Source organism: Enterobacter cloacae complex sp. XAL002, from assembly GCF_049236805.1.
Lineage (GTDB): Bacteria > Pseudomonadota > Gammaproteobacteria > Enterobacterales > Enterobacteriaceae > Enterobacter > Enterobacter intestinihominis.
This window is the reverse complement of the sequence record NZ_JBMKJN010000003.1, coordinates 212304-235954: the sequence shown is the minus strand read 5'-3', so window position 1 is coordinate 235954 and position 23651 is coordinate 212304. Positions and strand designations below refer to the sequence as shown.

General features: G+C 56.8%; 21 protein-coding genes and 4 tRNA genes. 5 read left to right on the top strand and 20 right to left on the bottom strand.

Translation table 11 applies throughout. The features are described 5' to 3' along the window. From ACOT0L_RS04315 to lptM, 6 genes are all read right to left on the bottom strand, one after another. Positions 1 to 994, bottom strand: a 994-nt coding sequence (locus ACOT0L_RS04315) for a UvrD-helicase domain-containing protein (RefSeq protein WP_421637252.1), incomplete at its 3' end; no start/stop codon positions are given. A 79-nt stretch (positions 995 to 1073) separates the two neighbouring features. After that, complete coding sequence (yigB, locus tag ACOT0L_RS04310; protein WP_022646664.1) at positions 1074 to 1790, bottom strand: 5-amino-6-(5-phospho-D-ribitylamino)uracil phosphatase YigB; 717 nt, start codon at positions 1788 to 1790, stop codon at positions 1074 to 1076. After that, positions 1790 to 2692 carry a tyrosine recombinase XerC gene (xerC, locus tag ACOT0L_RS04305; RefSeq protein WP_022646663.1) on the bottom strand — a complete coding sequence of 301 codons (903 nt, stop codon included), beginning with the start codon at positions 2690 to 2692 and terminating at the stop codon, positions 1790 to 1792. The genes yigB and xerC overlap by 1 nt, the downstream gene beginning before the upstream one ends. Next, on the bottom strand, positions 2689 to 3396 hold the full coding sequence (locus ACOT0L_RS04300) for a DUF484 domain-containing protein (protein ID WP_126502792.1): 708 nt from the start codon (positions 3394 to 3396) through the stop codon (positions 2689 to 2691). Before ACOT0L_RS04300 ends, xerC begins: the two co-directional genes overlap by 4 nt. Beyond that, entirely contained in the window at positions 3393 to 4217 is an 825-nt protein-coding gene (gene dapF / locus ACOT0L_RS04295) for a diaminopimelate epimerase (protein ID WP_023299045.1), read from the bottom strand. The genes ACOT0L_RS04300 and dapF overlap by 4 nt, the downstream gene beginning before the upstream one ends. Before the next feature lie 35 nt (positions 4218 to 4252). Further along, positions 4253 to 4456 carry an LPS translocon maturation chaperone LptM gene (gene lptM, locus ACOT0L_RS04290; protein WP_003860815.1) on the bottom strand — a complete coding sequence of 68 codons (204 nt, stop codon included), beginning with the start codon at positions 4454 to 4456 and terminating at the stop codon, positions 4253 to 4255. A 135-nt stretch (positions 4457 to 4591) separates the two neighbouring features. On the opposite strand from lptM, the gene cyaY reads away from it, so the two are divergent. Then, positions 4592 to 4912, top strand: coding sequence for an iron donor protein CyaY (gene cyaY / locus ACOT0L_RS04285; RefSeq protein WP_032626549.1), 321 nt, complete (start codon positions 4592 to 4594; stop codon positions 4910 to 4912). A gap of 418 nt (positions 4913 to 5330) precedes the next feature. Here the strand turns inward: cyaY and cyaA are convergent, their stop codons facing one another. Continuing rightward, complete coding sequence (cyaA, locus tag ACOT0L_RS04280) at positions 5331 to 7874, bottom strand: class I adenylate cyclase (protein ID WP_023299043.1); 2544 nt, start codon at positions 7872 to 7874, stop codon at positions 5331 to 5333. Positions 7875 to 8223: 349 nt separating this feature from the next. Between cyaA and hemC the strand changes: the two genes are divergently transcribed. The 4 genes from hemC to hemY are packed head-to-tail and all read left to right on the top strand — an operon-like array spanning position 8224 to position 12318. Next, the gene (gene hemC / locus ACOT0L_RS04275; RefSeq protein WP_148103172.1) at positions 8224 to 9165 is read left to right on the top strand and encodes a hydroxymethylbilane synthase; all 942 of its coding nucleotides are present in this window, start codon (positions 8224 to 8226) and stop codon (positions 9163 to 9165) included. Continuing rightward, positions 9162 to 9902: a uroporphyrinogen-III synthase gene (gene hemD / locus ACOT0L_RS04270; protein WP_126502790.1), complete on the top strand. Its 741-nt coding sequence runs from the start codon at positions 9162 to 9164 to the stop codon at positions 9900 to 9902. Before hemC ends, hemD begins: the two co-directional genes overlap by 4 nt. Positions 9903 to 9922: 20 nt before the next feature. After that, positions 9923 to 11116, top strand: coding sequence for a uroporphyrinogen-III C-methyltransferase (gene hemX / locus ACOT0L_RS04265; RefSeq protein ID WP_126502789.1), 1194 nt, complete (start codon positions 9923 to 9925; stop codon positions 11114 to 11116). 2 nt (positions 11117 to 11118) lie between these two features. Continuing rightward, a complete protein-coding gene (gene hemY, locus ACOT0L_RS04260; RefSeq protein ID WP_032622057.1) occupies positions 11119 to 12318 on the top strand; it encodes a protoheme IX biogenesis protein HemY in 1200 nt (399 codons plus the stop codon). A 539-nt stretch (positions 12319 to 12857) separates the two neighbouring features. Here hemY and ACOT0L_RS04255 read toward each other — a convergent pair. From ACOT0L_RS04255 to wecB, 13 genes are all read right to left on the bottom strand, one after another. Further along, positions 12858 to 12934 (bottom strand) — tRNA-Pro (locus ACOT0L_RS04255). Positions 12935 to 12978: 44 nt separating this feature from the next. After that, positions 12979 to 13065, bottom strand: a tRNA-Leu gene (locus ACOT0L_RS04250). Between the two features lie 21 nt (positions 13066 to 13086). Further along, a tRNA-His gene (locus ACOT0L_RS04245) sits at positions 13087 to 13162 on the bottom strand. 67 nt (positions 13163 to 13229) lie between these two features. Continuing rightward, positions 13230 to 13306: transfer RNA gene (locus ACOT0L_RS04240), tRNA-Arg, on the bottom strand. A gap of 102 nt (positions 13307 to 13408) precedes the next feature. Further along, complete coding sequence (thrP, locus tag ACOT0L_RS04235) at positions 13409 to 14794, bottom strand: bifunctional threonine/serine APC transporter ThrP (RefSeq protein WP_023305225.1); 1386 nt, start codon at positions 14792 to 14794, stop codon at positions 13409 to 13411. A 197-nt stretch (positions 14795 to 14991) separates the two neighbouring features. Further along, on the bottom strand, positions 14992 to 15732 hold the full coding sequence (wecG, locus tag ACOT0L_RS04230; protein ID WP_023299039.1) for a lipopolysaccharide N-acetylmannosaminouronosyltransferase: 741 nt from the start codon (positions 15730 to 15732) through the stop codon (positions 14992 to 14994). 12 nt (positions 15733 to 15744) lie between these two features. Continuing rightward, positions 15745 to 17097: an ECA oligosaccharide polymerase gene (gene wzyE / locus ACOT0L_RS04225; RefSeq protein WP_126502788.1), complete on the bottom strand. Its 1353-nt coding sequence runs from the start codon at positions 17095 to 17097 to the stop codon at positions 15745 to 15747. Then, the gene (locus tag ACOT0L_RS04220) at positions 17094 to 18173 is read right to left on the bottom strand and encodes a TDP-N-acetylfucosamine:lipid II N-acetylfucosaminyltransferase (RefSeq protein WP_023305223.1); all 1080 of its coding nucleotides are present in this window, start codon (positions 18171 to 18173) and stop codon (positions 17094 to 17096) included. The genes wzyE and ACOT0L_RS04220 overlap by 4 nt, the downstream gene beginning before the upstream one ends. Next, positions 18170 to 19420, bottom strand: coding sequence for a lipid III flippase WzxE (gene wzxE, locus ACOT0L_RS04215; RefSeq protein ID WP_023299037.1), 1251 nt, complete (start codon positions 19418 to 19420; stop codon positions 18170 to 18172). The genes ACOT0L_RS04220 and wzxE overlap by 4 nt, the downstream gene beginning before the upstream one ends. A 1-nt stretch (position 19421) precedes the next feature. After that, a complete protein-coding gene (gene rffA, locus ACOT0L_RS04210; RefSeq protein ID WP_032608214.1) occupies positions 19422 to 20552 on the bottom strand; it encodes a dTDP-4-amino-4,6-dideoxygalactose transaminase in 1131 nt (376 codons plus the stop codon). Between the two features lie 4 nt (positions 20553 to 20556). Next, positions 20557 to 21234 (bottom strand): dTDP-4-amino-4,6-dideoxy-D-galactose acyltransferase, encoded by a 678-nt coding sequence (rffC, locus tag ACOT0L_RS04205; protein ID WP_023305220.1) that lies wholly within the window; start codon positions 21232 to 21234, stop codon positions 20557 to 20559. After that, positions 21231 to 22493 (bottom strand): UDP-N-acetyl-D-mannosamine dehydrogenase, encoded by a 1263-nt coding sequence (gene wecC / locus ACOT0L_RS04200; protein ID WP_023299034.1) that lies wholly within the window; start codon positions 22491 to 22493, stop codon positions 21231 to 21233. Before wecC ends, rffC begins: the two co-directional genes overlap by 4 nt. Next, complete coding sequence (gene wecB, locus ACOT0L_RS04195) at positions 22490 to 23620, bottom strand: non-hydrolyzing UDP-N-acetylglucosamine 2-epimerase (protein ID WP_045308205.1); 1131 nt, start codon at positions 23618 to 23620, stop codon at positions 22490 to 22492. The genes wecC and wecB overlap by 4 nt, the downstream gene beginning before the upstream one ends. Between the last annotated feature and the right edge of the window lie 31 nt (positions 23621 to 23651).

The following is a 23651-nucleotide window of genomic DNA, read 5'->3' as shown; positions in this document are numbered from 1 at the left end:
AGCGGGCTTCGTCGAGCTCGTTGAAGGCGCAGTAAATCGAAATCGGTTCGCCGTCGACGCCATCGGTCCACAGCTTTTTACCCAGGCGCCCGTTGTTGTTCTCAATCAGGGCGTTGGCCGCGCTCAGTATGTTGCTGGTAGAACGGTAGTTCTGCTCCAGACGGATGGTTTGCGCGCCGGGGAAATCGTTGAGAAAGCGCTGGATGTTCTCCACCTGCGCGCCGCGCCAGCCGTAGATAGACTGGTCGTCATCGCCCACGATCATCACCTTGCCGGTATCCCCGGCCAGCAGGCGGATCCACGCGTACTGAATGTTGTTGGTATCCTGGAATTCGTCCACCAAAATGTTGGTGAAGCGTTCACGGTAGTGTTGCAGGATATGTGGTTTGTTGAGCCACAGCTCGTGGGCGCGCAGCAGCAGTTCGGCGAAATCCACCAGACCGGCGCGATCGCACGCTTCCTGATAGGCCTTGTAGACGTTCTGCCAGGTCTGCTCAACCGGGTTACCGAAGCTTTGAATGTGGTGCGGACGCAGCCCTTCGTCTTTCTGACCGTTGATGTACCACATCGCCTGACGCGGCGGCCACTGCTTCTCGTCGAGGTTCATCGCCTTGATCAGACGTTTCAGTAAGCGCAGCTGGTCTTCGCTGTCGAGGATCTGGAAATCCTGCGGCAGGTTAGCGTCCATATGGTGCGCGCGCAGCAGACGGTGCGCCAGGCCGTGGAAGGTGCCAACCCACATGCCGCCCTGGCTGGTACCCATTAGCTGTGCGATACGGTGGCGCATCTCCGCCGCCGCCTTGTTGGTGAACGTCACGGCCATAATCGAGTACGGCGAGCAGTTCTCCACGCTCTGTAGCCAGGCGATACGGTGAACCAGCACGCGCGTCTTACCACTGCCCGCTCCAGCCAGTACCAGCAGGTTTGTACGCGAGGCGGCAACCGCGTCACGCTGTTTGTCATTAAGGCTGTCGAGCAGGTAAGAAACGTCCATTGGCACCGTCACGTCATGTCGGGCGGGCAAATGTTTCCATTCGCCAAAACCCTGTTAATTTATACAGAACAATTGATGATTATATCAGCGTCGTGAGGGATGCCAACCGTGAAATTTCCACGTGCGGCAGAAGACGGCTATCCGGGGTAGTCATCAGATCGGCATTTTCCGGCTTGATCCAGCAGGCCTGCATGCCGCAGCGGATCGCCCCGGCGACGTCCGTGGTCAGGTCGTCGCCCACGTGCAGGATCTCACCGAGCGGCAAATCCAGTTTTTCCGCTGCCAGATGATACATATCGTTGAACGGCTTCGAGCGTCCGTGCGGGCCCGCGCGCAGCACGAACTGAAAATAGTTCCCCAGACCAAACAGTTCAGGCTGAGCGTTGCCGTTGGTGATGGCCACCAGCGGCCACTTTTCAGCGAGCTTCGCCAGCGTGTCGTGGGTCTCCTGCGGCACGTCGATTCGGCTGCGCCATTTGGCGAAGTTTTCCATGGCCGCTTCAGCACCCATGGCCGCGTCCTGCGCGCTCAGGCCGGCATTGAGCATCGCCTGCTCAACCGCACGGCGGCGCCATTCGGTCACGTCATGGTAAATTTCCGGCTCGGTTTCCCGCAGGGACTGACGCAGCTTCTGGAACTCTTTGTTCTGGATCGCTTTCAGCGCAGGATGGTAGTTTTGCACAAACGCCAGCGACTCCTGCTCGGTACGCAGGATCACTGGGCGGTTGTCGTAAAGGGTGTCATCAAGATCAAACGTCAGGGCTGAGATCTGACCGAGTGGGCGGTAAAAACGCATTATTTCCCCCGTTTGGCGCGTGGATGCGCCGCGTCATACACCGAGGCAAGGTGTTGGAAGTCTAAGTGGGTATAGATTTGGGTGGTCGACAGATTCGCGTGACCAAGCAGCTCCTGTACGCCGCGCAGGTCGCCGCTTGATTCCAGCATGTGCGTCGCAAAAGAGTGGCGCAGCTTATGCGGGTGAACGTGGCTGTTCAGCCCCTGCTTAATGCCCCACTCCGCAAAGCGCTTCTGCACGTTACGCGCCGAGATCCGCTTGCCGAGCTTCGACAGGAACAGCGCATCCTCTTCCGCGCCAAACAGACCGCGCAGATCCAGCCAGTGCTCAATCCAGGAAACCGCATTGCGGCCGATCGGCAGGCGGCGCTCTTTGCTGCCCTTGCCCATCACCCACACTTCGCCAGATTCCAGATCGAGGTGCTTTAAGTCGAGGTTCACCAGCTCAGAGAGACGCAGGCCCGCGCCGTACATCACCTCCAGCATCGCGCGGTCGCGCACGGCCAGCGGATCGTTAAGATCGATATCCAGCAGGCGGTTTACGTCGTCGACGTCGATATTTTTCGGCAGATGACGCGGGGCCTTTGGCGTGGCGATCCCTTTTGCCGGGTTGGCTTTCAGACCGCCCTGGCTGACCAGCCAGTCGAAGAAACTGCGCAGGGCAGAGAGCCGGAGCGCCAGGCTCGCCGGGCTTAAGTTTTTTTTACGGCTACGCACAACGAAGCCGCGAACCGTGGCGGCGTCACATTGTTGCCAGCTTTTCAGGCCGATTTCATCGGCAATCTGCATGATGGCATCAAGCTGACGCTGATAGTTGAGCAGCGTAATAGGGCTAAGCTGGCGTTCTACGCCAAGATAGCGCAGAAAACGGGTGACGTCAGTGGCGAGCAGTCCGTCCGTCATACGCGCTCAATCCAGCGCTCCAGCAGCTCAGGCAGCATCAGGGCGATCTCCTGCAACAGTTGCGTACCCTGCCCCTGTTCATAATGATGCGCGTCGCGGCTGGTAAATAACATCACGCCCAGGTCACCATCGCGCCCCATCAGCGACATCGCCACCGAGCCGATAGCTTTGGCTTCCGGCAGCACCACCAGCAGTTCTGGCCCGTTAAGCGGCCCCAGATAGTGGTGCTCATGGCCCAGACGCTGAATGCGCAGCGGCTCAAACGCCTGACGGCTCAGCGCCAGATGGGTAAACCCGGACGGCGCGCCAATGCGCCAGCGGTCAGGGAAGAGACAGATCGTCGCGCCTGCCAGCCCCAGCTCGCGCGCCCAGCGATGGAAGCGGTTGAGGAACTCTTCGAGACTGTGCGCGGAAGCCAGACGCGCCTGAAGGTGCAGAAGACGATAGAACAGGCTTTCGTTATTGCTGGCCTGCTCCATCAGCAGCGTCATGTTCTCTTCGAGCTGATTGATGTGGTTGCGCGAGCGCGCCATGTGCCATTCAACCAGCGACACGGTCTCGCGAACCGGATGCGGTACGCGCATCCTTTCGACGACGCGTGCATTGCGGATAAAAAACTCAGGATTGTGCAGCAGGTAATCCACAACAGCGCTGTCATCCAGCTCCGTTACAGGTTCCCGCAGTTCTTCCCCTGGTTGCTTCATAGATGGATAAACCCGTCATAAACATGTGTCGCCGGGCCAGTCATGTACAGTGGATGACCCGCTCCTTTCCAGGCGATATCAAGACGCCCGCCCGGTAATTCCACGCGAACCTCTTCCGCCAGTAACCCCTGCGAGATACCGACGGCCACCGCCGCACAGGCACCGCTTCCGCAGGCCTGGGTTTCGCCCGCGCCGCGCTCGTAAACCCGCAGGCGAATGTGTTCACGCTTCACCACCTGCATGAAACCGATGTTCGCCCGCTCCGGGAAGCGCTCGTGGCTTTCCAGCACCGGGCCGAGCGTTTCAACCGCCGCGGTTTGGACATCATCTACCTGAATCACGCAGTGCGGGTTACCCATCGAGACGACGCCGCACAATACTGTCTGCTCGGCGGCACGCATAATATAGGTCTTTTCCGCTTTGTTGGCGCGAAACGGCACGGCAGCGGGTTCGAAGTTCGGCTCGCCCATGTTCACGCGCACCAGTTCGTCGTCGGTGACGCTGAGCACCATCCGGCCATTGGCGGTGCTGACGCGGATATCGCGCTTGTTGGTCAGCCCTTTCAGCCGAACAAAGCGGGCAAAACAGCGTGCGCCATTGCCGCACTGGGAAACTTCGCTGCCGTCGGCGTTAAAAATGCGATAGTGGAAGTCCAGGTCAGGATCGTAAGGCGGCTCCACCACCAGCAGCTGGTCAAACCCCACGCCCACGTGCCGATCCGCCAGACGACGGATCAGTTCCGGGGAGAAAAAGACATTCTGCGTTACCGCGTCGACGACCATAAAGTCGTTGCCAAGGCCATGCATTTTAGAGAACTGCATCATTTGCTCCATTGCGCGGGTACAGAACGTAATCGTCAGAGATTGACCTGAGTCGGGCCGCCGTTATTGCCGCGATCGTTGGTATCCGGCGTAGATGACTCGATACCACTTTGCACTGGTTTTGTCGGCGGTGGTGCGTTTTTATCCTCTGGCGGGAAGTACAGTGGTCCCTTCAGTCCACAGCCGGTCAGGCTAAACAGAGTGACAAGAACGACAAGCGTTCGAAAGACGTTTTTCATGTAGAGGTTGCCCGTAAGTTCAAATCTGTTTCTATCATCGCAGGAGAAGACACAAAAGCAAGAGTTTGCCGCTTTCCTGCAACGGGAATTATTTAGCGTTATACTGCCGCCATCACGAAAAACAGGAATAAAACCATGAACGACAGTGAATTTCATCGCCTTGCCGATACCCTGTGGATGACCATCGAAGAGCGTATCGACGAGTGGGACGGCGACAGCGATATCGATTGTGAAATCAACGGCGGGATCCTGACCTTAAGCTTCGAAAACGGCAGCAAGATTATTATTAACCGGCAGGAGCCGCTTCACCAGGTGTGGCTGGCGGCGAAACAGGGCGGTTATCACTTTGATCTGAAAGGTGACGAGTGGATCTGCGACCGCAGCGGCGAAACGTTCTGGGATCTGCTGGAGCAGGCGGCGACCGCGCAGGCGGGTGAGAACGTGAGTTTCAGGTAGTTTTGTTGCCCGGTGGCGGCTACGCCTTACCGGGCCTACAACGGCTCGAACCATAGTCCGGGTAAGCGTGAGCGCCAACCGCAACAGCAGCTCGGACCGTAGGCCGGGTAAGCGTTAGCGCCACCCGGCAACAGCGGCTCGGACCGTAGGCCGGGTAAGCGTTAGCGCCACCCGGCAACAGCAGCTCAGACCGTAGGCCGGGTAAGCGTTCGCGCCACCCGGCAACCGCCGCTCAGACCGTAGGCCGGGTACGCGTGAGCGCCAACCGCAACAGCAGCTCGGACCGTAGGCCGGGTAAGCGTTAGCGCCACCCGGCAACAGCAGCTCAGACCGTAGGCCGGGTAAGCGTTAGCGCCACCCGGCAACAGCGGCTCAGACCGTAGGCCGGGTAAGCGTTAGCGCCAACCGGCGAAAAGGTTCAGGAGAAATACTGCTGCAACAGCGGCGCAGTTTCCTGGTTAGCGGGCGCCGCAGGGGTAATCGCCTGCGTACGGAACGGGATCACCTGCGCTCGTCCATCCACATTCACAATCTGGTAGAACTGCGGCAGGTTGAAGTTGATAAAGCTTGAGCCGTAGGTAAAGCGATCGTGCGAGGATGAATAGAACCGGCTGACGTCGCGCACCAGCTCCTCTTTGCTGCCTTCACAGTGGTGATACACCTCGGCACGGTTGGTTTCATCCAGAATGTAGATATTAAACCCGGCGTTATCGCCCGACTCCTCGAAGAAGAACTGAATAATCCCTTCACTCGCAAAGCCATCCACCACCTGCGGCAGCTTAACGTGGTTGGTTTCCACCTGAACCGACAGGCCATGCAGTTTGTTGTGTGAAATCGCGCCGTAGAATTCAATGGCGTTCTCCAGCTTCTGCACCGACACGTTCAGGCGCTCAAAGAACAGCCCCCAGGTCTGGCCGGAGACGCGCAGCGCTTTAAAGCGTCCGGTTTCATTCCGGGTGCTGGAAAGACGCAATTCGATGCACTCAGACACCAGCTGCTGCACGCGGGTACGAATCAGGCCGCGAAGGTGCTGGCTGTAGCAGAACACCTCCACGCTGTCCGGCGGCGCGGCGTCCTGGTGCATCTTGCCGAGGATCGTTTTCAGCGCCTCGATCATCGCCTGCTCGCCGTTAAAGTGCAGGGTACGCACTTCGTTCCACGAGTTGCGGTACAGCAGATCCACGCTGCCCACCAGGCAGTTTTGCTGCTCACCGAAGCTAAAGACGTCCAGCTTACGGAAGTCAAAGTGAACCACCTGATTGCGGAAGGCCGCCGTCGGGTCGTATTCCAGGTTGACGATGATCGCCAGATGGCGAATCTCACACGGGCTGTAGAGCGCTTTTGGCGTCGGCGCAGGCAGACGCAGTGGGAAGTGGTGCGAGACATCCGCCACCATCTCCTGCAATTTGGCTAAATCGACCACCTCGTTGCCCTTGATAAACAACCGGGTGCGTGAGGTGAGAAGGCCGTTAAACCAGGCCCAGGCCACCAGCTTGTTAAGGTAGCGGTTATACTCCAGCGGCTGATGGCTGATGATCGAATCCATGCTTGGCGCACGGTTGTACAGATACCACCCGGTGCGGTTTGCGCGGCCCGGCGGCACGTAGATAAAGGTCAGATTCGGTTCAGACAGGTCAGGCGAAATCTGTGGGTTCACCAGCGTTACCTTGCCCGGCAACGCTTCAAACGCGGCGTACAGTTTACGGGTCAGCACCCCGATATCCTGTGGGCTGGCAGAAACGCTAAGGTTGTTACGGCGGGCAAAGCGGATCAGGTTGCGGTAGCTCTGCATCATCGCATCAAGCAGCTCGTTGTGCGCCTCGCGCACCTGATCGATTTTCCAGTTGGCGCGGTTGTCGAGCATGGCGAGACGCGCTTCGTCCCATCCCCACTCTTTGACTAACTGGCTGACCACTTCACGGCGCCAGCCAACGCAGGCGCGCTCACGGCTCAGTTTTTCACAGACTTTGAGATAGAAACATCGACGCACCAGGTCAAGACGCGTAGCGTCATCAATGGCCGTCAGGTATTCGGTGACGCGTTCCAGCATCATGCAGTAGGCATCAAGCCCGTAGGAGACGATCTCCCCGTCGTGCAGACGCTGCTTAATATCTTTCGCCAGCAGACGCGGGGTGGGGTATTCCCAGGAGTAGGCTTCCAGCAGCAGGGTTTTCAGCACCGCTTTGTACGGTGAATCAATGCTCTTATAGAGCTGCCAGAGGCTTGCACCAAAGTACTCTTCGGCGGACAGGGAGCTCAGACCGCCCAGATCCAGCCACTCGTTTGGCGTCAGTACGCCCTGCGAGTAAAGCGACATGACGTAGTCGTCATAATTCTCTTCTTCATCGCACGGCACCATATTCCACAGAATACGTTTTCCGGCCAGGCGAACCGCAGTACGGTAAAACTCATCCAGCAACAGAATGTGCTGAGTCGAGCCGCAGTCTTCACCACCCAGACTGCCGCTTTCGTTATGGCGGAAACGGTTTTCATCAATCAGGAAGAAGCTCACTTCCACGCCGAGCGACGCCGCCCAGCTCTCCAGCAGACTGCATTTACGCTGCAACAGCTGGCGCTCTTCATTGTCGAGCCAGGACTGATGGCAGACCCAGATATCCAGGTCAGAAGAACAACTTTGCCCAACCGATGACGTGCTGCCCATGGAGTAAACCCCGGTAATCGGCAGCTCGCCTTTCGGCGAAACCTGCGGCGGCATACCACGGTAAAGCTCAAGTTCAGTCAGATAGTGCTGTTGGGTTTCATCAGGCGTGAAGAGGCAAATGCCCTGGGGAACGTTACCATCGAGGTAACCCGGCATTAGCGGATGGTGATAGTGCAACAATGTCGGCAGTAGACTGTATACCTGCTGGAAAGCAGGGCCCATGGCAGCAAGCGCGCGATCCACACGCAATTGATTGATGGCATCCAGTCTCTGTTTCAGAGTCTCAATATAGAGGTACAAGACGTATCGCCTGATGTTTCCGGGTGACGCACGCCAGTCAAAACAGAACAAGCAGCGGACCCGCAGTATTTCAAAAAATAACCGTTACCCTTTTTCGCCTTGTTGTTTTCTGGTGGTACAGACGAAAAAATGGTCTAAAACGTGATCAATTTAACACCTTGCCGGTTGACCGTAAAGAAAGATGCGCTACATACAAGTGTAGCACCGTTCTGTACGTGTAAATTCCTGAATACGGCGGTGGCTGACGCGAACGCCGCCCTGTCCCTCTCACTCTTCATCAACCGTAAAACTGCCATCCGAGTGTCAACAATGTTAGGATGGTTAGCGATTGATAATGACGGTAACAAGCATGTTAGACAATGTTTTGAGAATTGCCACACGCCAAAGTCCTCTTGCGCTCTGGCAGGCACATTATGTTAAGCAGCGCCTGGAAGCCTGCCACACCGGATTACGCGTTGAGCTGGTGCCAATGGTCACGCGTGGCGATGTCATTCTTGATACGCCGCTGGCCAAAGTGGGCGGAAAGGGTCTGTTTGTCAAAGAGCTGGAGCTGGCATTGCTTGAGAACCGCGCCGATATCGCCGTGCATTCGATGAAGGATGTGCCCGTTGAGTTCCCGAAAGGGCTGGGGCTGGTGACCATCTGCGAGCGCGAGGATCCGCGCGATGCGTTTGTCTCTAATCGCTATGACTCGCTTGATGCGTTGCCGGCAGGCAGCGTGGTCGGCACGTCAAGTTTACGCCGCCAGTGTCAGCTGGCTGAACGTCGCCCGGATCTGGTGATTCGCTCGCTGCGTGGGAACGTCGGCACACGCCTTGGCAAGCTGGATAACGGCGACTACGATGCCATTATTCTTGCGGTTGCGGGCCTGAAACGCCTGGGGCTGGAAGAACGTATTCGCGTGGCGTTGCCGCCGGAGCTGTCGCTCCCCGCCGTCGGCCAGGGTGCCGTCGGCATTGAGTGTCGTCTGGATGATGCGCGTACTCAGGCACTGCTCGCGCCGCTGAATCATGACGATACCGCCGTTCGCGTAAAAGCCGAGCGCGCGATGAATACTCGCCTCGAAGGAGGCTGTCAGGTGCCAATTGGCAGCTATGCTGAATTAACTGACGGTGAGCTGTGGCTGCGTGCGCTGGTTGGCGCGCCGGACGGCTCGCAGATGGTTCGCGGTGAACGTCGCGGCAAGCCGCAGGATGCCGAGGCGCTTGGCGTATCGCTGGCGGAAGAGCTGCTGAATAACGGCGCGCGTGAAATTCTGGCTGAGGTCTATAACGGAGAGCCCCCTGCATGAGCATACTTGTCACCCGCCCTTCTCCCGCAGGAGAGCAGTTAGTGAGCCGTCTGCGCGCACTGGGGCAGGTGGCCTGGAGTTTTCCGTTGATTGAATTCTCCCCCGGTCGCGAGCTGCCTACGCTCGCTGACCAGATGCGTGCCTTGCAGGAAGGTGATCTGCTCTTTGCGCTATCGCAGCATGCCGTGGAATTTGCCCATGCGCAGCTACAACAGCAGGGCGTTAACTGGCCCCACGCACTCCGCTATTTCGCCATCGGGCGCACCACGGCGCTGGCCTTACATACCGCGAGCGGAATCGATGTTCGTTACCCGTTAGATCGGGAAATCAGCGAAGTCTTGCTACAATTACCTGAATTACAAACTATTGCCGGAAAGCGTGCGCTCATTTTGCGCGGCAACGGTGGCCGCGAACTGCTGGGCGAGACGCTGCGCGAACGCGGCGCAGACGTGACGTTTGTGGAGTGCTATCAGCGCTGTGCAAAACACTATGATGGCGCGGAAGAAGCCATGCGCTGGCATGCGCGCGGCATTAATACGCTGGTGGTTACCAGCGGTGAAATGTTACAACAGCTTTGGTCGCTGATTCCGCTTTGGTATCGCGAAAACTGGTTACTCCGCTGTCGGCTTCTGGTCGTCAGCGAGCGTCTGGCGAACCACGCCCGGGAACTGGGCTGGCAGGATATTCGGATCGCTGATAACGCCGACAACGATGCGCTGCTGCGCGCATTACAATAACTCTCAAATGGGAAGCCATAATGACGGAACACGAAAAATCCTCCGCCGTGGTTGAAGAGACCAGGGAGACTGTGGACACCACGTCACAGCCAGAGACGACAGACAAAACCGTTGAGAAGAAAAACGGCAGCAACAAAACCAGCCTCACGCTGAGCGTGATTGCCATCGCGATTGCGCTGGCCGCAGGCGTGGGTCTCTACGGACTGGTGAAGAAACAAGGCACCAACCAGACGGCCACCAGCGACGCGCTGGTTAACCAAATCACCGCCCTACAGAAAACGCAGGAGACGCAAAAAGCTGAGCTGGAAGGCGTGATCAAACAGCAGGCTGCCGCCCTCGCCGACGCGAACAGCAAACGTGAAGAGTTGACCAAACAGCTGAGCGAAGTGCAGGAGAAAGTCGCCACGATTTCGGGAACCGATGCCAAAACCTGGCTGCTCTCACAGGCCGATTTTCTGGTGAAGCTGGCCGGGCGCAAGCTCTGGAGCGATCAGGATGTCACCACCGCCGCCGCGCTGCTGAAAAGCGCCGACGCAAGCCTGGCCGATATGAACGATCCGAGCCTCATCAACGCACGCCGCGCTATTACGGAAGATATCGCCAGCCTGTCTGCGGTTTCTCAGGTCGACTACGACGGTATCATCCTTAAGGTAAATCAGCTCTCCAACCAGATTGATAACCTTCAGCTGGCCGATAACAACGACGATGACTCCCCGATGGATTCCGACGGTACCGAGCTGTCCAGCTCCCTGAGCGAATGGCGTATCAACCTGCAAAAGAGCTGGCAGAACTTTATGGACAGCTTTATTACCATTCGCCGCCGCGATGAAACCGCCGTGCCGCTGCTGGCACCGAACCAGGATGTTTATCTGCGCGAAAACATTCGCTCCCGCCTGCTGGTGGCTGCTCAGGCCGTACCGCGTCACCAGGAAGAGACCTACAAGCAGGCGCTGGATAACGTTTCAACGTGGGTACGTGCTTACTACGATACCAATGACGCAACCACGACCGCGTTCCTGGAGGATATCGACAAGCTGAGCCAGCAAAACATCACCATGAACGTGCCGGACAAGCTGGAAAGCCAGCCGATTCTGGAGAAGATCATGCAGACGCGCGTGCGTAACCTGCTGGCCCAGCCGGGCGTTCCGGCAGAGCGCCCGGCTGAAGCACCTGCCGCCGCGCCAGCGCCTGAAAGCGCGCCGCAAGGAGAGTGATGATGCTAAAAGTCTTCTTACTCTTCATCCTGCTGATCGCCGGAATTGTACTGGGGCCGATGCTCGCGGGTCACCAGGGTTACGTATTGATCCAGACCGATAACTACAACGTCGAAACCAGCGTGACAGGGCTGGTGATCATCCTGATCCTGGGTGTGGTCGTCCTGCTGGCAGTGGAATGGATCCTGCGTCGGATTTTCCGTACCGGGGTTCACACGCGCGGCTGGTTCGTTGGCCGTAAGCGCCGTCGCGCCCGTAAGCAGACCGAGCAAGCGTTGCTGAAGCTGGCCGAAGGCGACTATCAGCAGGTTGAAAAGCTGATGTCGAAAAATGCCGACCATGCAGAACAGCCGGTTGTTAACTATCTGCTGGCCGCTGAGGCGGCGCAACAGCGAGGCGATGAGGCCCGCGCCAATCAGCATCTTGAACGCGCGTCTGAGCTCTCTACTAAGGATCCGATTCCGGTTGAGATCACCCGCGTTCGTCTGCAACTGGCGCGCAATGAAAACCATGCCGCACGTCACGGCGTTGACCGTCTGCTGGAAATCACCCCTCGTCATCCGGAAGTGCTGCGTCTTGCGGAGCAGGCATACATTCGGACAGGTGCCTGGGGTTCGCTGCTGGACATTATCCCTTCCATGGCGAAAGCCGACGTGGGCGATGATGAACATCGTGATGAACTTCAGCGTCTGGCCTGGATTGGCCTGATGGATCAGGCGCGCGCCGATCTTGGCAGCGACGGCCTGAAAACCTGGTGGAAAAACCAGAGCCGCAAAACGCGCCAGCAGGTTCCCCTTCAGGTGGCTATGGCAGAACATCTGATTGAGTGTGACGACCATGACACCGCGCAGGAGATCCTTCTCGACGGTCTCAAGCGACAGTATGATGACCGCCTGGTGATGGTCATCCCGCGTCTGAAAACCAACAATCCGGAACAAATAGAAAAAGCACTGCGCCAGCAGATCAAAACCGTGGGCGATCGTCCGCTGCTGTGGAGTACGCTTGGCCAGTCTTTGATGAAACACGGCGAGTGGCAGGAGGCGAGTCTCGCCTTCCGCGCTGCGCTGAAGCAACGCCCGGACGCATTTGATTACGCCTGGCTTGCTGATTCGCTGGACAAGCAGCACAAGCCGGAAGAGGCCGCAGCCATGCGGCGTGATGGGCTTCTGCTTACGCTACACAATAACGGAACGCAGCAGTAATTATCCAGGAGGCCAGATGGCCTCCTTTTTTGTACCCATAAAAAAACGCCTGCTATAAAAGCAGGCGTTAAAACAGGTCTGTAAGACAACATATTTGGTGCTTCACTCAACGTTATGTCCATGGTGTTTGATGAGGCCGAAGCGACATCTGTCAGTGGACGATAAGCACCGTAAACGGCTCTGCGTCATTCCTGAGTTTATGAGGCCTTAGGGCGAACATAAGAGATGGAATGAGCATCTACACGCATATTATTGCATGTAATGTGCCAGGTTTACACGCATAACTTTTACATCGCGCAACATTTTAAGATAAAAGGAAATTATGTTGTTAAGAGACGCCTTACGCCATACAAAATCGCGCTAAGGGCGGAAATCTGTCGTCACCAGGAGACAGGTTAAGAGAGAAAATAATAAATTCTTTATTATTAAAGGCTTATATGTCGCTGAATCGCGACAAGGATATAGAGTGTTGTCGGGGAATGGCTACAGGATGAAAAAGCGCAGAAAACAAAAAACCCCGCCGAAGCGGGGTTCAAAATTGGTCGGCGAGAGAGGATTCGAACCTCCGACCCACTGGTCCCAAACCAGTTGCGCTACCAAGCTGCGCTACTCGCCGATGTACTGCTTTTTTGAATTTTTAGTTCAACTCATTAAAAGTCGTGGTGCGAGGGGGGGGACTTGAACCCCCACGTCCGTAAGAACACTAACACCTGAAGCTAGCGCGTCTACCAATTCCGCCACCTTCGCAATTCACAACTCTTTCAATAATGGGGTGGCTAATGGGATTCGAACCCACGACAACTGGAATCACAATCCAGGGCTCTACCAACTGAGCTATAGCCACCACTGTATTCTTTCACGCGGTTCTGACTACTTCTCAGACCACCGCAGCTCTAGCGCCGGGACTAAAATGGCGCGCCCGACAGGATTCGAACCTGAGACCTCTGCCTCCGGAGGGCAGCGCTCTATCCAGCTGAGCTACGGGCGCTTAGCGCCGTTGCGGGGCTGGATATTACGTACCTCCGACCCCGCTGTCTAGTGCTTTTTTGAAAAAAATGCGCGTTTGGTTATGGTTTGCACATTTTGCCGCTTATTCCTCCACTTTATGGGCGGAGCCACGGCGACCCAGGCCAAAAAGTTTATATGCAGCTGTGACGGCAGCCAGGAAGATCATCCCGACAAACAGCGACATGCGGGTATCTTCATTAAAGTACATTCCAATTAATACGCAAATCAGGAACGCCATCGTCAAATAGTTCGCATACGGGAACAGAATGGAACGGAATGGATGGCTGGCGATCGCTTCTTTGTGCGCCTGTCGGAAACGCAGCTGGCTAATCAAAATGACAAACCACGGTACCATCCCCGGCAGCACGCTGGCGCTATAAACATAAACAAACACGCGCTGCGGATTCGGGATGATGTAGTTCAGGCAAGAGCCAATCAGCAGAATCACAATCGACACCGCTACGCCCGCCACCGGTACACCCACGCGGGAGACTTTACCCATCACCGCCGGCAGCTGTTTGTTTTGCGAGAGCGCGTAAAGCATACGCCCACAGCTGTACATTCCGCTGTTACAGCCGGAGAGCGCCGCCGTCAGCACCACAAAGTTGATAATGGCGGCTGCCGCCGTGATGCCAATCTTAGCGAAGGTTAAGACAAACGGGCTGCCGGTGGTGCCGATCTCGTTCCATGGGAAAATGGTCACGATAACGAAGATCGCGCCCACATAGAAAATCAGGATACGCCACAGCACCTTGCCTACCGCGCTACGCAGCGTGACCTGTGGGTTTTTCGCCTCACCAGCGGTAATGCCGATCAGCTCAACGCCCTGATAGGAGGCGACAACGATACAGAGTGCCGTCAGAAAGCCCTTCCAGCCGCCCGCAAAGAAGCCGCCGTGCCCGGTCAGGTTACCAAAACCGATAGCGTGCCCGCCGTTACCGAAGCCAAAGAAGATGACCCCAAGGCCAACGACAATCATCACGATGATGGTGGTGACTTTGATCATCGCAAACCAGAACTCGATTTCGCCGTAAAGACGAACGGCGGCAAGGTTCGCCAGCGCCACCAGCCCTACGGCAATAAGCGCGGGTATCCACTGGGCCATCTCCGGGAACCAGAACTGCACGTAGACCCCGATGGCGGTGATCTCCGAAATCCCCACGGCCATCCACATAAACCAGTACGACCAGGCCGTGAGATAACCAAAGAACGGGCTCATATACCGGTGGGCGTAAACGGCGAAAGAGCCCGTCACCGGCTCCAGAAACAGCATTTCGCCCATTGAGCGCATGATGAAGAAGACGAACAGTCCGGCAATAATATACGCCAGCAGGACGGAAGGCCCCGCCCACTTCAGCGTGCTTGCCGAGCCCATAAACAGGCCAACGCCGATAGTCCCGCCCAGCGCGATCAGTTCAATATGTCGAGCTTCCAGCCCACGCTGAAGCTCCGGTTTTTTCTCTGCCATAATTCCTCGGTTGTGTTTGCTGTTTCCCGACTTGTTGCCGGGTATTGTTTTGAGGGGTACTGAAATACGGAGCGAATGGTTTCTTAAATTCTGGCAAATGGCAAACAATGCATTAAAAAAATGAATGCATTGCACATAAACTCAGCAGTTTTGCGGGGGGCGTTGCAGCGCGAACAGCAGATCGCGCTGCATATTGATTACATTTTCCCGGTGTAGTGCCAGGCGAGGTAGCGCAGAAGGCGAATCTGTCGTTTTATACGCGTCGGTTGGGAGAGCAGGCGGTAGAGCCACTCCAGCCCCAGGTTTTGCCAGACTTTGGGCGCACGCTTAACGTGGCCGGTAAAGACGTCGTAGGTGCCGCCAACGCCCATATAAAGCGCATCCGGGCTGACCAGACGGCAATCGCGCATCAGTATTTCCTGGCGCGGCGACCCCATAGCGACAGTGACAATTTTCGCCCCGCTGTCGCGCACGCGCTCATATAACGCCAGGCGATCTTCCGGCCTGAAATAGCCATCCTGGCTGCCCACTATGTTAACATTCCACTGGTTACGCAGCTTTTGTTCGGTCTGCGCCAGCACCTCTGGCTTGCCGCCGATCAAAAATACCGGCGTGCCTTCAGCGCCTGCGCGCTCCATAAGCCGCTCCCAAAGGTCAGCACCCGCCACGCGAGACACATTAGCGTCTGGAAACTTTTTACGAATTGAACGCACCACGCTAATACCGTCTGCGTATTTAAACTCCGCGGCTTCAATCAGGCTTTTCACTTCCGCATTATCTTCAACCGCCAGCATTTTTTCTGCGTTGATGGCCACCAGCGTGCCCGACTTCATCTGCCCGTCCGCGAACAGAAAATCCAGCGCGTGCTGCATGTCACGCCAGCCAATCAGCTGTAGCCCGCGCAGCGCATAACGCGGGGCTGAAGTTGTATCCGTCATGATAATCCCTACTCAGACTTGCGACAGCGTTGTGCTGCCCTGTGGCTCACGTCTGTGCACAAGCCCTGCACTGTCAAACAACCAGTACAGCAGTTTTGCCAGCAGCAGACAGAGTCCGAAAACGACCATAAAGAACACCACGCGTGAGACGAATGAATCCAGCCCCTCGCGCGCCAGAACGATCATATTGAAAATGGCACCGAAACAGAAACTGTGCAAAACAGCGGCTTTGTAGCGGTTGGTCTCTTCGTTACCCAGCGTATATAGCCAGTCGAACCATTTTATTATCAGCCCTACCGCGATCGCGCCAGGCAGGATAAACCACGTTCCGCCCATCACTACCAGCGAGCCAATCAGGGTTGGGGAAATCGCCAGACCCGAATGGTTGTTCAGCACTTCCCAGGTGAAGTAGTTCGCCGTGTTCAGGACAATGCCGGGACGATCGGGCCACAGCCACGTCGGTATAAAGACATAGAAATCGCGAACAATCGGCGCCAGCCCCTGGAATTCGATCTTGTCGTAGTTTTGCAGCAGTAATGCCAGGTTTTCCCACGGCGAGAAGGTGTCGCGCGTCAGATACAGGAAGGTGTAAAACGCTTCGTCGCCGGCCACGTTCAGCCCGTAGCGCTTCAGCGCCAGCCAGAACATCCCCACAATGCCAAAGACGCCTGCCGCCGCCAGCATCCACAGCGAGATCCAGCCGCGAATAATGCCGATAAACAGGAAAATCGCGAAGGCGATAATGATGTTGGCGCGGGTGCCGCCGACGATCATGTAGGTCAGAATGCCAAATGCGACGGTGCTGACCAGGAAGAATAGCCAGGCTTTGCTGTCCTGACGCAGGAAAAAGACCACCAGCATCGCCGGGATAAAGAAATAGAAGAAACGCTTGAGCGCGACGCCGGAGACTTCGGCGGAGAAAATCTGGCTATAGGACTGCAACTTAAACAGTAAAAAGCCGTTATGCATGAAGAAAATCGCCACGCTAACGAGGGCGATAGTCATCAGCATAACCCACGTCAGATGGGTTTCTACCCGGTTCATGGTAAACAGCGGACGACGAGGGGTGGTGTCTTTTGCCGCTCGCAGGCGCGTTTTATAAGTGACGTAGTACACCGCGTAGAAGCAGCTCGCAGAGAGCAGCGCCTGCAACAAGATTTCCGGCGGCGCGACGCCAACATCAAAGCGGAACACGAGGATGCTGGTCAGCGGGAAGCCAAAGAAAAAGGTCAGCAAAAACAGCAGCGAGAAGAATACGTTGAAGTTAAAACGTACCCGCCGGAATTCAAACCAGGTGAGCGTGGCGATAAACAGCGTGCTCAGCAGCCAGACCACCAGCAAGCCGCTAAACTGCAACTGGCTCATGCGTTGTCTCCTGAAGCAATACGCAGCGCGCGGTGCCACGGCGTGAGGTAGTTCGGGCTGAAAAAGTCGATGCTATTTTTATCCACCAGCGTGAGCTGACGCTGCGCTTCCCGTACCACCTCGACATTAAGCGTGTCAGAGGTAAACAGCACCGGAATATGCTGCTCGGCCATGTCCTGCCAGAACGGGTTTTCGCGGTTGAGCACGCAGGGTACGCCCGCCTGAATCAGCAGACACAGCGTGCCAATCCCCTGCTGACGGGCAAAGATGAAATAGCCCAAATCGCATTTTCGCAGCAGCGCGAGATAGTCATCAAATTCCAGCTTATCGCTGAGAATGTGCAGGTTTTCTGCGCTAAACAGCGCAAGCCCCTGCTGGCGAACTTCATCGATGTAGGCGTCGTTATTGGCGGGATAGCCCATCGGCACCACCACGTTCACCGTGTCGCCAAACTGCTGATGCACCGCCCTCAGCGCCGCGACATGCTCGTTACTGCGATCGCCGGAATTCCCCACCAGGATGGTCAGCTTGCCCTCTCGAACCGTGTCATTCGCCATGGTGTTCAGCGCCGGATCCATACGGGTCGGGAAATAGAGCAGCTCCCCGCGAACCTTCGGGTGCTGTTTAGCAAAATAGTTGAGATCGCCTCGGGTAGCAAAAACGCAGCCCACGCGCGCCTGCGCCAGACGACGCAGCGGATAGAAAAGTCGGAACTTCCAGCCACGGGAGACTTCGTAGAGATCCGCTCCCCAGATATGCCAGCTGAACTGAGAAGGTTTGATCCCGCCGCTTAACAGCGCCAGCCACAGTCCGGTATTGAACTGTCCATGGAAGAAGAAACGTTGGCTTCGATCCGCTTTGGCTTTAGCAACCACGGCCTTCGTCAGCGCCGCTTTGTCTGGCCAGAAGGTAATATGCAATGCCGGACACGCCGCGCTCAGGCCGTTATCGCATCCAACGACCATAAACTCACGCGCATCGGGCGTGCCGGATGCCAGTTCATCGTTGAAGAACCGCAGAACGGTCTGGTTATGATGCGGGATATCCGATCCCAGTATGTGTATCAGTGCAGTCATGCGCGTTTACGCCAAAGTAAAAATACGCCGCAACAGGCAGCGAAATAAACGATATAAGTTGCCATATAGGCCTGCGCCGCCCCCAGCGCACCGTGGGTGGGGATCAGCCAGTGAGAAAATGCCGTTAGCAGCGCAAACTGGCCGATCTCTGCCAGGATATACAACCGCAGCGAAGCCTTCGCAATCACCAGATAGCCGAAAACGTATGCCCCCACTTTCAGCACATCGCCGACCAGTTGCCAGGCAAACAGATCGCGCATGGCGGTAAACTTCGCCGAAAACAGCAGCCAGATGGCGAAATCACGCAGTAACCAGACGGTAAAGCTGGCGATCGCAACGGCCGGCAACACGAAACGCAGGGCGCGAAAAATCTCGCGGGTAATATCCTGCCTGGACGTCAGGCGCGATAAGGTTGGCAGCAAATAGACGCTAAAGGAAGCCGTAATAAATTGGAGGTAAGCATCTGAAATGCTGCTTACGCCCTGCCAGATCCCCACTTCATCCCAGCTGTAATGCGCTGCCAGCAGGTTTCGCATCATCACGTAAGCCACGGGAAGCGTTACCGAAGTGATGAGCGCCATCAGGGTAAACTTTCCTAGCTGCCCCGCCAGCATCTTGTCCCACTGCGGTTTCAGGTAACTCAGCGGGACATTGCCTCTGCGCATCAGCATAAACGCTGCCGGAATGACAACGAGCGCAGGCACCAGCGCCAGCCCCAGCAGCGCGCCTTCATAGCCGCCCAGTCGATAGCAAAAGTAGTAGGCGATAACGCCGATGATGCTGCCGAGGATCAGCGCCAGCGCATTCCCGGCGGCATCACGGAAGCCTTTCATCAGCGCCAGCAGCAGGTTCGCCCAGGCGATGCCCATTTGAACGAACGCCACCAGGCGCACCAGTCCCTGATAGTGCGTGTGTCCGAACAGTCCCTGACTAACAGGTGCCGCCGCCAGCAAAAAGACGATGGCCAGCAACGTAGAGAAGCCCAGCACCATAGCAGAGGAGGTGCCCACCACCGTGCGAAGCTTTTCGGCATCGTCATGATGCTGCGCGACGTATTTGGTGACGCCATTGAATATCCCGGCACCTGCCAGCACGCCAAGCACCGTGACCAGCTGGCGGAAGTTCCCTGCCAGCCCAACGCCTGACGGACCAAATGAGACGGCCAGCAGCTTGACGACCAATAACCCGGCGCCAATTTTTACTAGCGTGGACGCTGCCGTCCACACCGACGCTTTTGCCAGAGACATATCAGGCGAAATAACTCAGAAGCGAATTGATCACCGTACGCTGGTTCACCGGCGCGAGGTTGTAGAACAGGGGCAGGCGGAGCAGACGTTCGCTCTCTTTGGTGGTGTAGCGGTCTTCACCGGCAAACATCCCGAAGGCTTCGCCAGCCGGGCTGGAGTGCAGCGGAATATAGTGGAATACCGCCATAATTTCCGCCTCTTTCAGCCAGGCAATCAGCTTGCTGCGATCGTCGTTATCGCGCAGCTTGATGTAGAACATGTGAGCGTTGTGGATGCAGTCTGCCGGAATAGTCGGCAGTTCAATACGTCCGGCTTTTGCCAGCGGCTCCAGCGCGTCGTAGTAGGTTTGCCACAGGGAGAGGCGTTGCAGATTGATGCGCTCTGCCGCTTCCAGCTGCGCCCAGAGATACGCGGCCTGCAAGTCCGCCATCAGGTAGCTTGAGCCGATATCGCGCCAGGTGTATTTATCCACCTGACCGCGGAAGAACTGGCTGCGGTTGGTCCCTTTTTCACGGATCACTTCCGCACGCTCCACAAGGGCACGATCGTTAATCAGCGTCGCGCCGCCTTCGCCGCCTGCGGTGTAGTTTTTAGTTTCGTGGAAGCTAAAGCAGCCGATATGACCGATGGTTCCCAGCGCGCGACCTTTGTAGGTGGACATCACGCCCTGCGCGGCGTCTTCCACCACGAACAGGTTGTGCTTTTTGGCGATGGCCATGATGGTGTCCATTTCACAGGCCACGCCCGCGTAATGCACCGGAACAATCGCCCGCGTTTTGTCGGTGATCGCCGCTTCAATCAGCGTTTCGTCGATGTTCATGGTATCCGGACGGATATCCACAAACACGATTTTCGCCCCGCGCAGGACAAACGCGTTCGCCGTGGAGACGAAGGTGTAGCTCGGCATGATCACTTCATCGCCGGGCTGAATATCCAGCAGCAGCGCGGCCATTTCGAGCGATGCGGTGCAGGACGGCGTCAGCAGCACCTTGGCACTGTGAAAACGTTGCTCCATCCACTGCTGGCAGCGACGGGTAAAACCACCGTCGCCACAGAGCTTGCCGCTGCCCATAGCCGACTGCATGTAATCAAGTTCAGTGCCCACAACGGGAGGCGCGTTAAATGGAATCATCTTGTCACCTGTATAACCAGTAGGCGGTGGCGTCAATGCTGGCACCACTCGCAATATAACGTTTAAGCGCAGCGGTGTTGCCCATCTGGGTTGCGACCCGCAGCGTCGATACCTGTTGTTGCTCCGCCCAGTGCAGCGCCGCCTGCATGAGTTTTTCGCCCATGCCGCGCCCGGCTAACAAACCGATGCGCGCCTCTTGCTCGTTGAGCCTGCGAAGCGAAACAAAACCCTGAATCTGCCCACCGGCAGTACGGAACACCAGACAGACGTGGTCAAACGTGCCTTTAACCGCATTCTCTATCCACCGGGCATAAAAGCGGCCGCTGTCATCGGGCGCATACCAGGGCGCCCGGAAACGGCTTTGAGCGAAAGCCAGCGCCGCCATCTTGCGCAGCGCGGGGATATCCTGCTCCGTTGCAATTTCCGCGCCCGGTGAGCCGTGGCGGGCCACGGTAACAGAGAGATCAACCTCGCCCTCGACCAGCCGGAATCCGTGCTGCTGGAGCGCGTCCAGCAGATCGGCGCGGTCCGCCGGGATCTTAGCCTGAACGCGCTGCCAGGCGCTGAAGTCTGCGTCCTGCAACGCAGGAGCGTTATCGCGCAGACGCACTATCGCTGAGGGGAGCGAAAAAAATACGCTTTCCCACTCAAGGGACTCCAGCACGCCGTTGAGAGTAATCAACGCCAAACGCCCTTAGTATCAACAATATACTGCTGACGCACGGCATCAGCGGAGACCGCTTTAAACGCATTGTGATCCACCAGCAGCACCAGCACATCCGCCGTCGCCAGCGCGTCATCCAGTGCGGTAAGGGTGCAGTGACCGGCAAGTTTTGCCGGCAACGCATGAATATTCGGCTCAACCACCAGCGTTTCACCGCTGTGCCAGGCTGCGATCGTTTCGGCAATTTCCATTGCCGGGCTTTCGCGAAGATCGTCAATATTCGGTTTGAATGCCAGACCAAAGCAGGCAATTTTCAGCTCACTGGCACGTTTACCGCTGTCGGCGAGGCAATCCGCCACCGTGGCTTTCACCTGGTTGATAACCCAGTGCGGTTTGTGGTCGTTTACTTCGCGCGCGGTGCGAATCAGGCGTGCCTGTTCCGGATTCTGCGCCACGATAAACCACGGATCGACAGCGATACAGTGCCCACCCACACCCGGCCCCGGCTGAAGGATGTTCACGCGTGGGTGACGATTGGCAAGGCGAACAAGTTCCCAGACGTTAATCCCCTGATCGGCGCAAATCAACGACAGTTCATTCGCAAATGCAATGTTAACATCGCGGAAGCTGTTTTCGGTCAGTTTGCACATCTCGGCGGTGCGGGAGTTGGTCACCACGCATTCGCCTTCAAGGAAGATCTTATACAGCTCGCTGGCGCGCGCGGAGCAGACTGGGGTCATGCCGCCAATCACGCGGTCATTTTTAATCAGTTCCACCATCACCTGGCCTGGCAGTACGCGCTCAGGGCAGTAGGCGATGTTGATATCGGCCTGGTCGCCCGCCTGCTGGGGGAAGCTGAGATCGGGACGCGCCTCGGCCAGCCACTGTGCCATCTGCTCGGTTGCCCCAACAGGTGAAGTGGACTCAAGAATAACCAGTGCCCCTTTCTTCAGCACAGGCGCAATGGATTTTGCCGCCGCCTCGACGTAAACCATGTCAGGCTCGTGATCGCCTTTAAAGGGCGTAGGCACCGCAATCAGGTACGCATCGGCTTCTACCGGCGTGGTGCTGGCGCGCAGGAAGCCACCGTCCACCGCCTTTTTCACCACGCGATCGAGATCGGGCTCCACGATATGAATTTCGCCACGGTTGATGGTTTCTACCGCATGCGCGTTGATATCTACGCCAATAACCTGCTTTTGACGAGAGGCAAAGGCCGCCGCAGTAGGCAGCCCGATATAGCCGAGACCAACAACAGAGATGGTAGTAAAACTCATAGCGTTACCCGATTGTGTTTAAGTGCGTGCAAAATACGTCCACAAGCCTGCCCGTCCCCGTACGGGTTATGGGCACGGCTCATCGCCTGATACTCTTCTTCGTCATGCAGTAAGCGCGTGACCTCTTCGACAATACGATGCGGATCCGTTCCCACCAGACGCACGGTACCGGCAGTGACCGCTTCCGGACGTTCAGTGGTTTCGCGCATCACCAGTACCGGCTTACCGAGGGAAGGCGCCTCTTCCTGAATGCCGCCAGAATCGGTCAGGATCAGCCAGGCGTGGTTCATCAGCCAGACAAATGGCAGATAGTCCTGCGGCTCTATCAGGAGCACGTTTTCCACGTGGCCCAGGATACGGTTGACCGGTTCGCTGACGTTAGGGTTAAGGTGCACCGGATAGACAATCTGCACATCCTCATTCTGCGCGGCGATTTCAGCCAGCGCGTGGCAGATTTGCTCAAAGCCACGGCCAAAACTTTCGCGGCGGTGTCCCGTCACCAGAATCGTTTTCTTGCCGTTGTTCAGGAACGGATAGCGCGCAGCGAGTTCTGCCTGAAGCTCGCTGTTAGCCAGCACGCGGTCACGCACCCAAATCAGCGCATCAATGACCGTATTGCCGGTAACGAAGATTTTGCTGTCGCTGATATTTTCGCGCAGCAGGTTCTGACGTGAGTTCTCGGTTGGCGCAAAATGGTACATCGCCAGGTGACCGGTGAGCGTTCGGTTGGCCTCTTCCGGCCACGGGGAATAAAGATTGCCGGTACGCAGTCCCGCTTCGACATGGCCAACAGGGATACGCTGATAGAACGCGGCCAGGCTGGTCGCCACGGTGGTGGTGGTGTCGCCGTGCACCAGCACTACATCCGGCTTGAACGACTCCAGAATAGGCTTTAATTCTTGCAGAATACGGCAGGTGATTTCCGTCAGTCCCTGTCCCGGTTTCATTATATTGAGATCGTAATCCGGGACGATAGAAAAGAGGGTTAAGACCTGATCGAGCATCTCACGGTGCTGGGCAGTCACGCACACTTTCGCTTCAATATCAGGATCTCTGGCCAGCGCATGAACCAGAGGCGCCATCTTGATGGCCTCCGGCCTGGTGCCAAATACGGTTAGTACTTTCACATCGATTCTCTTCGATTAGACGATGAAGGCC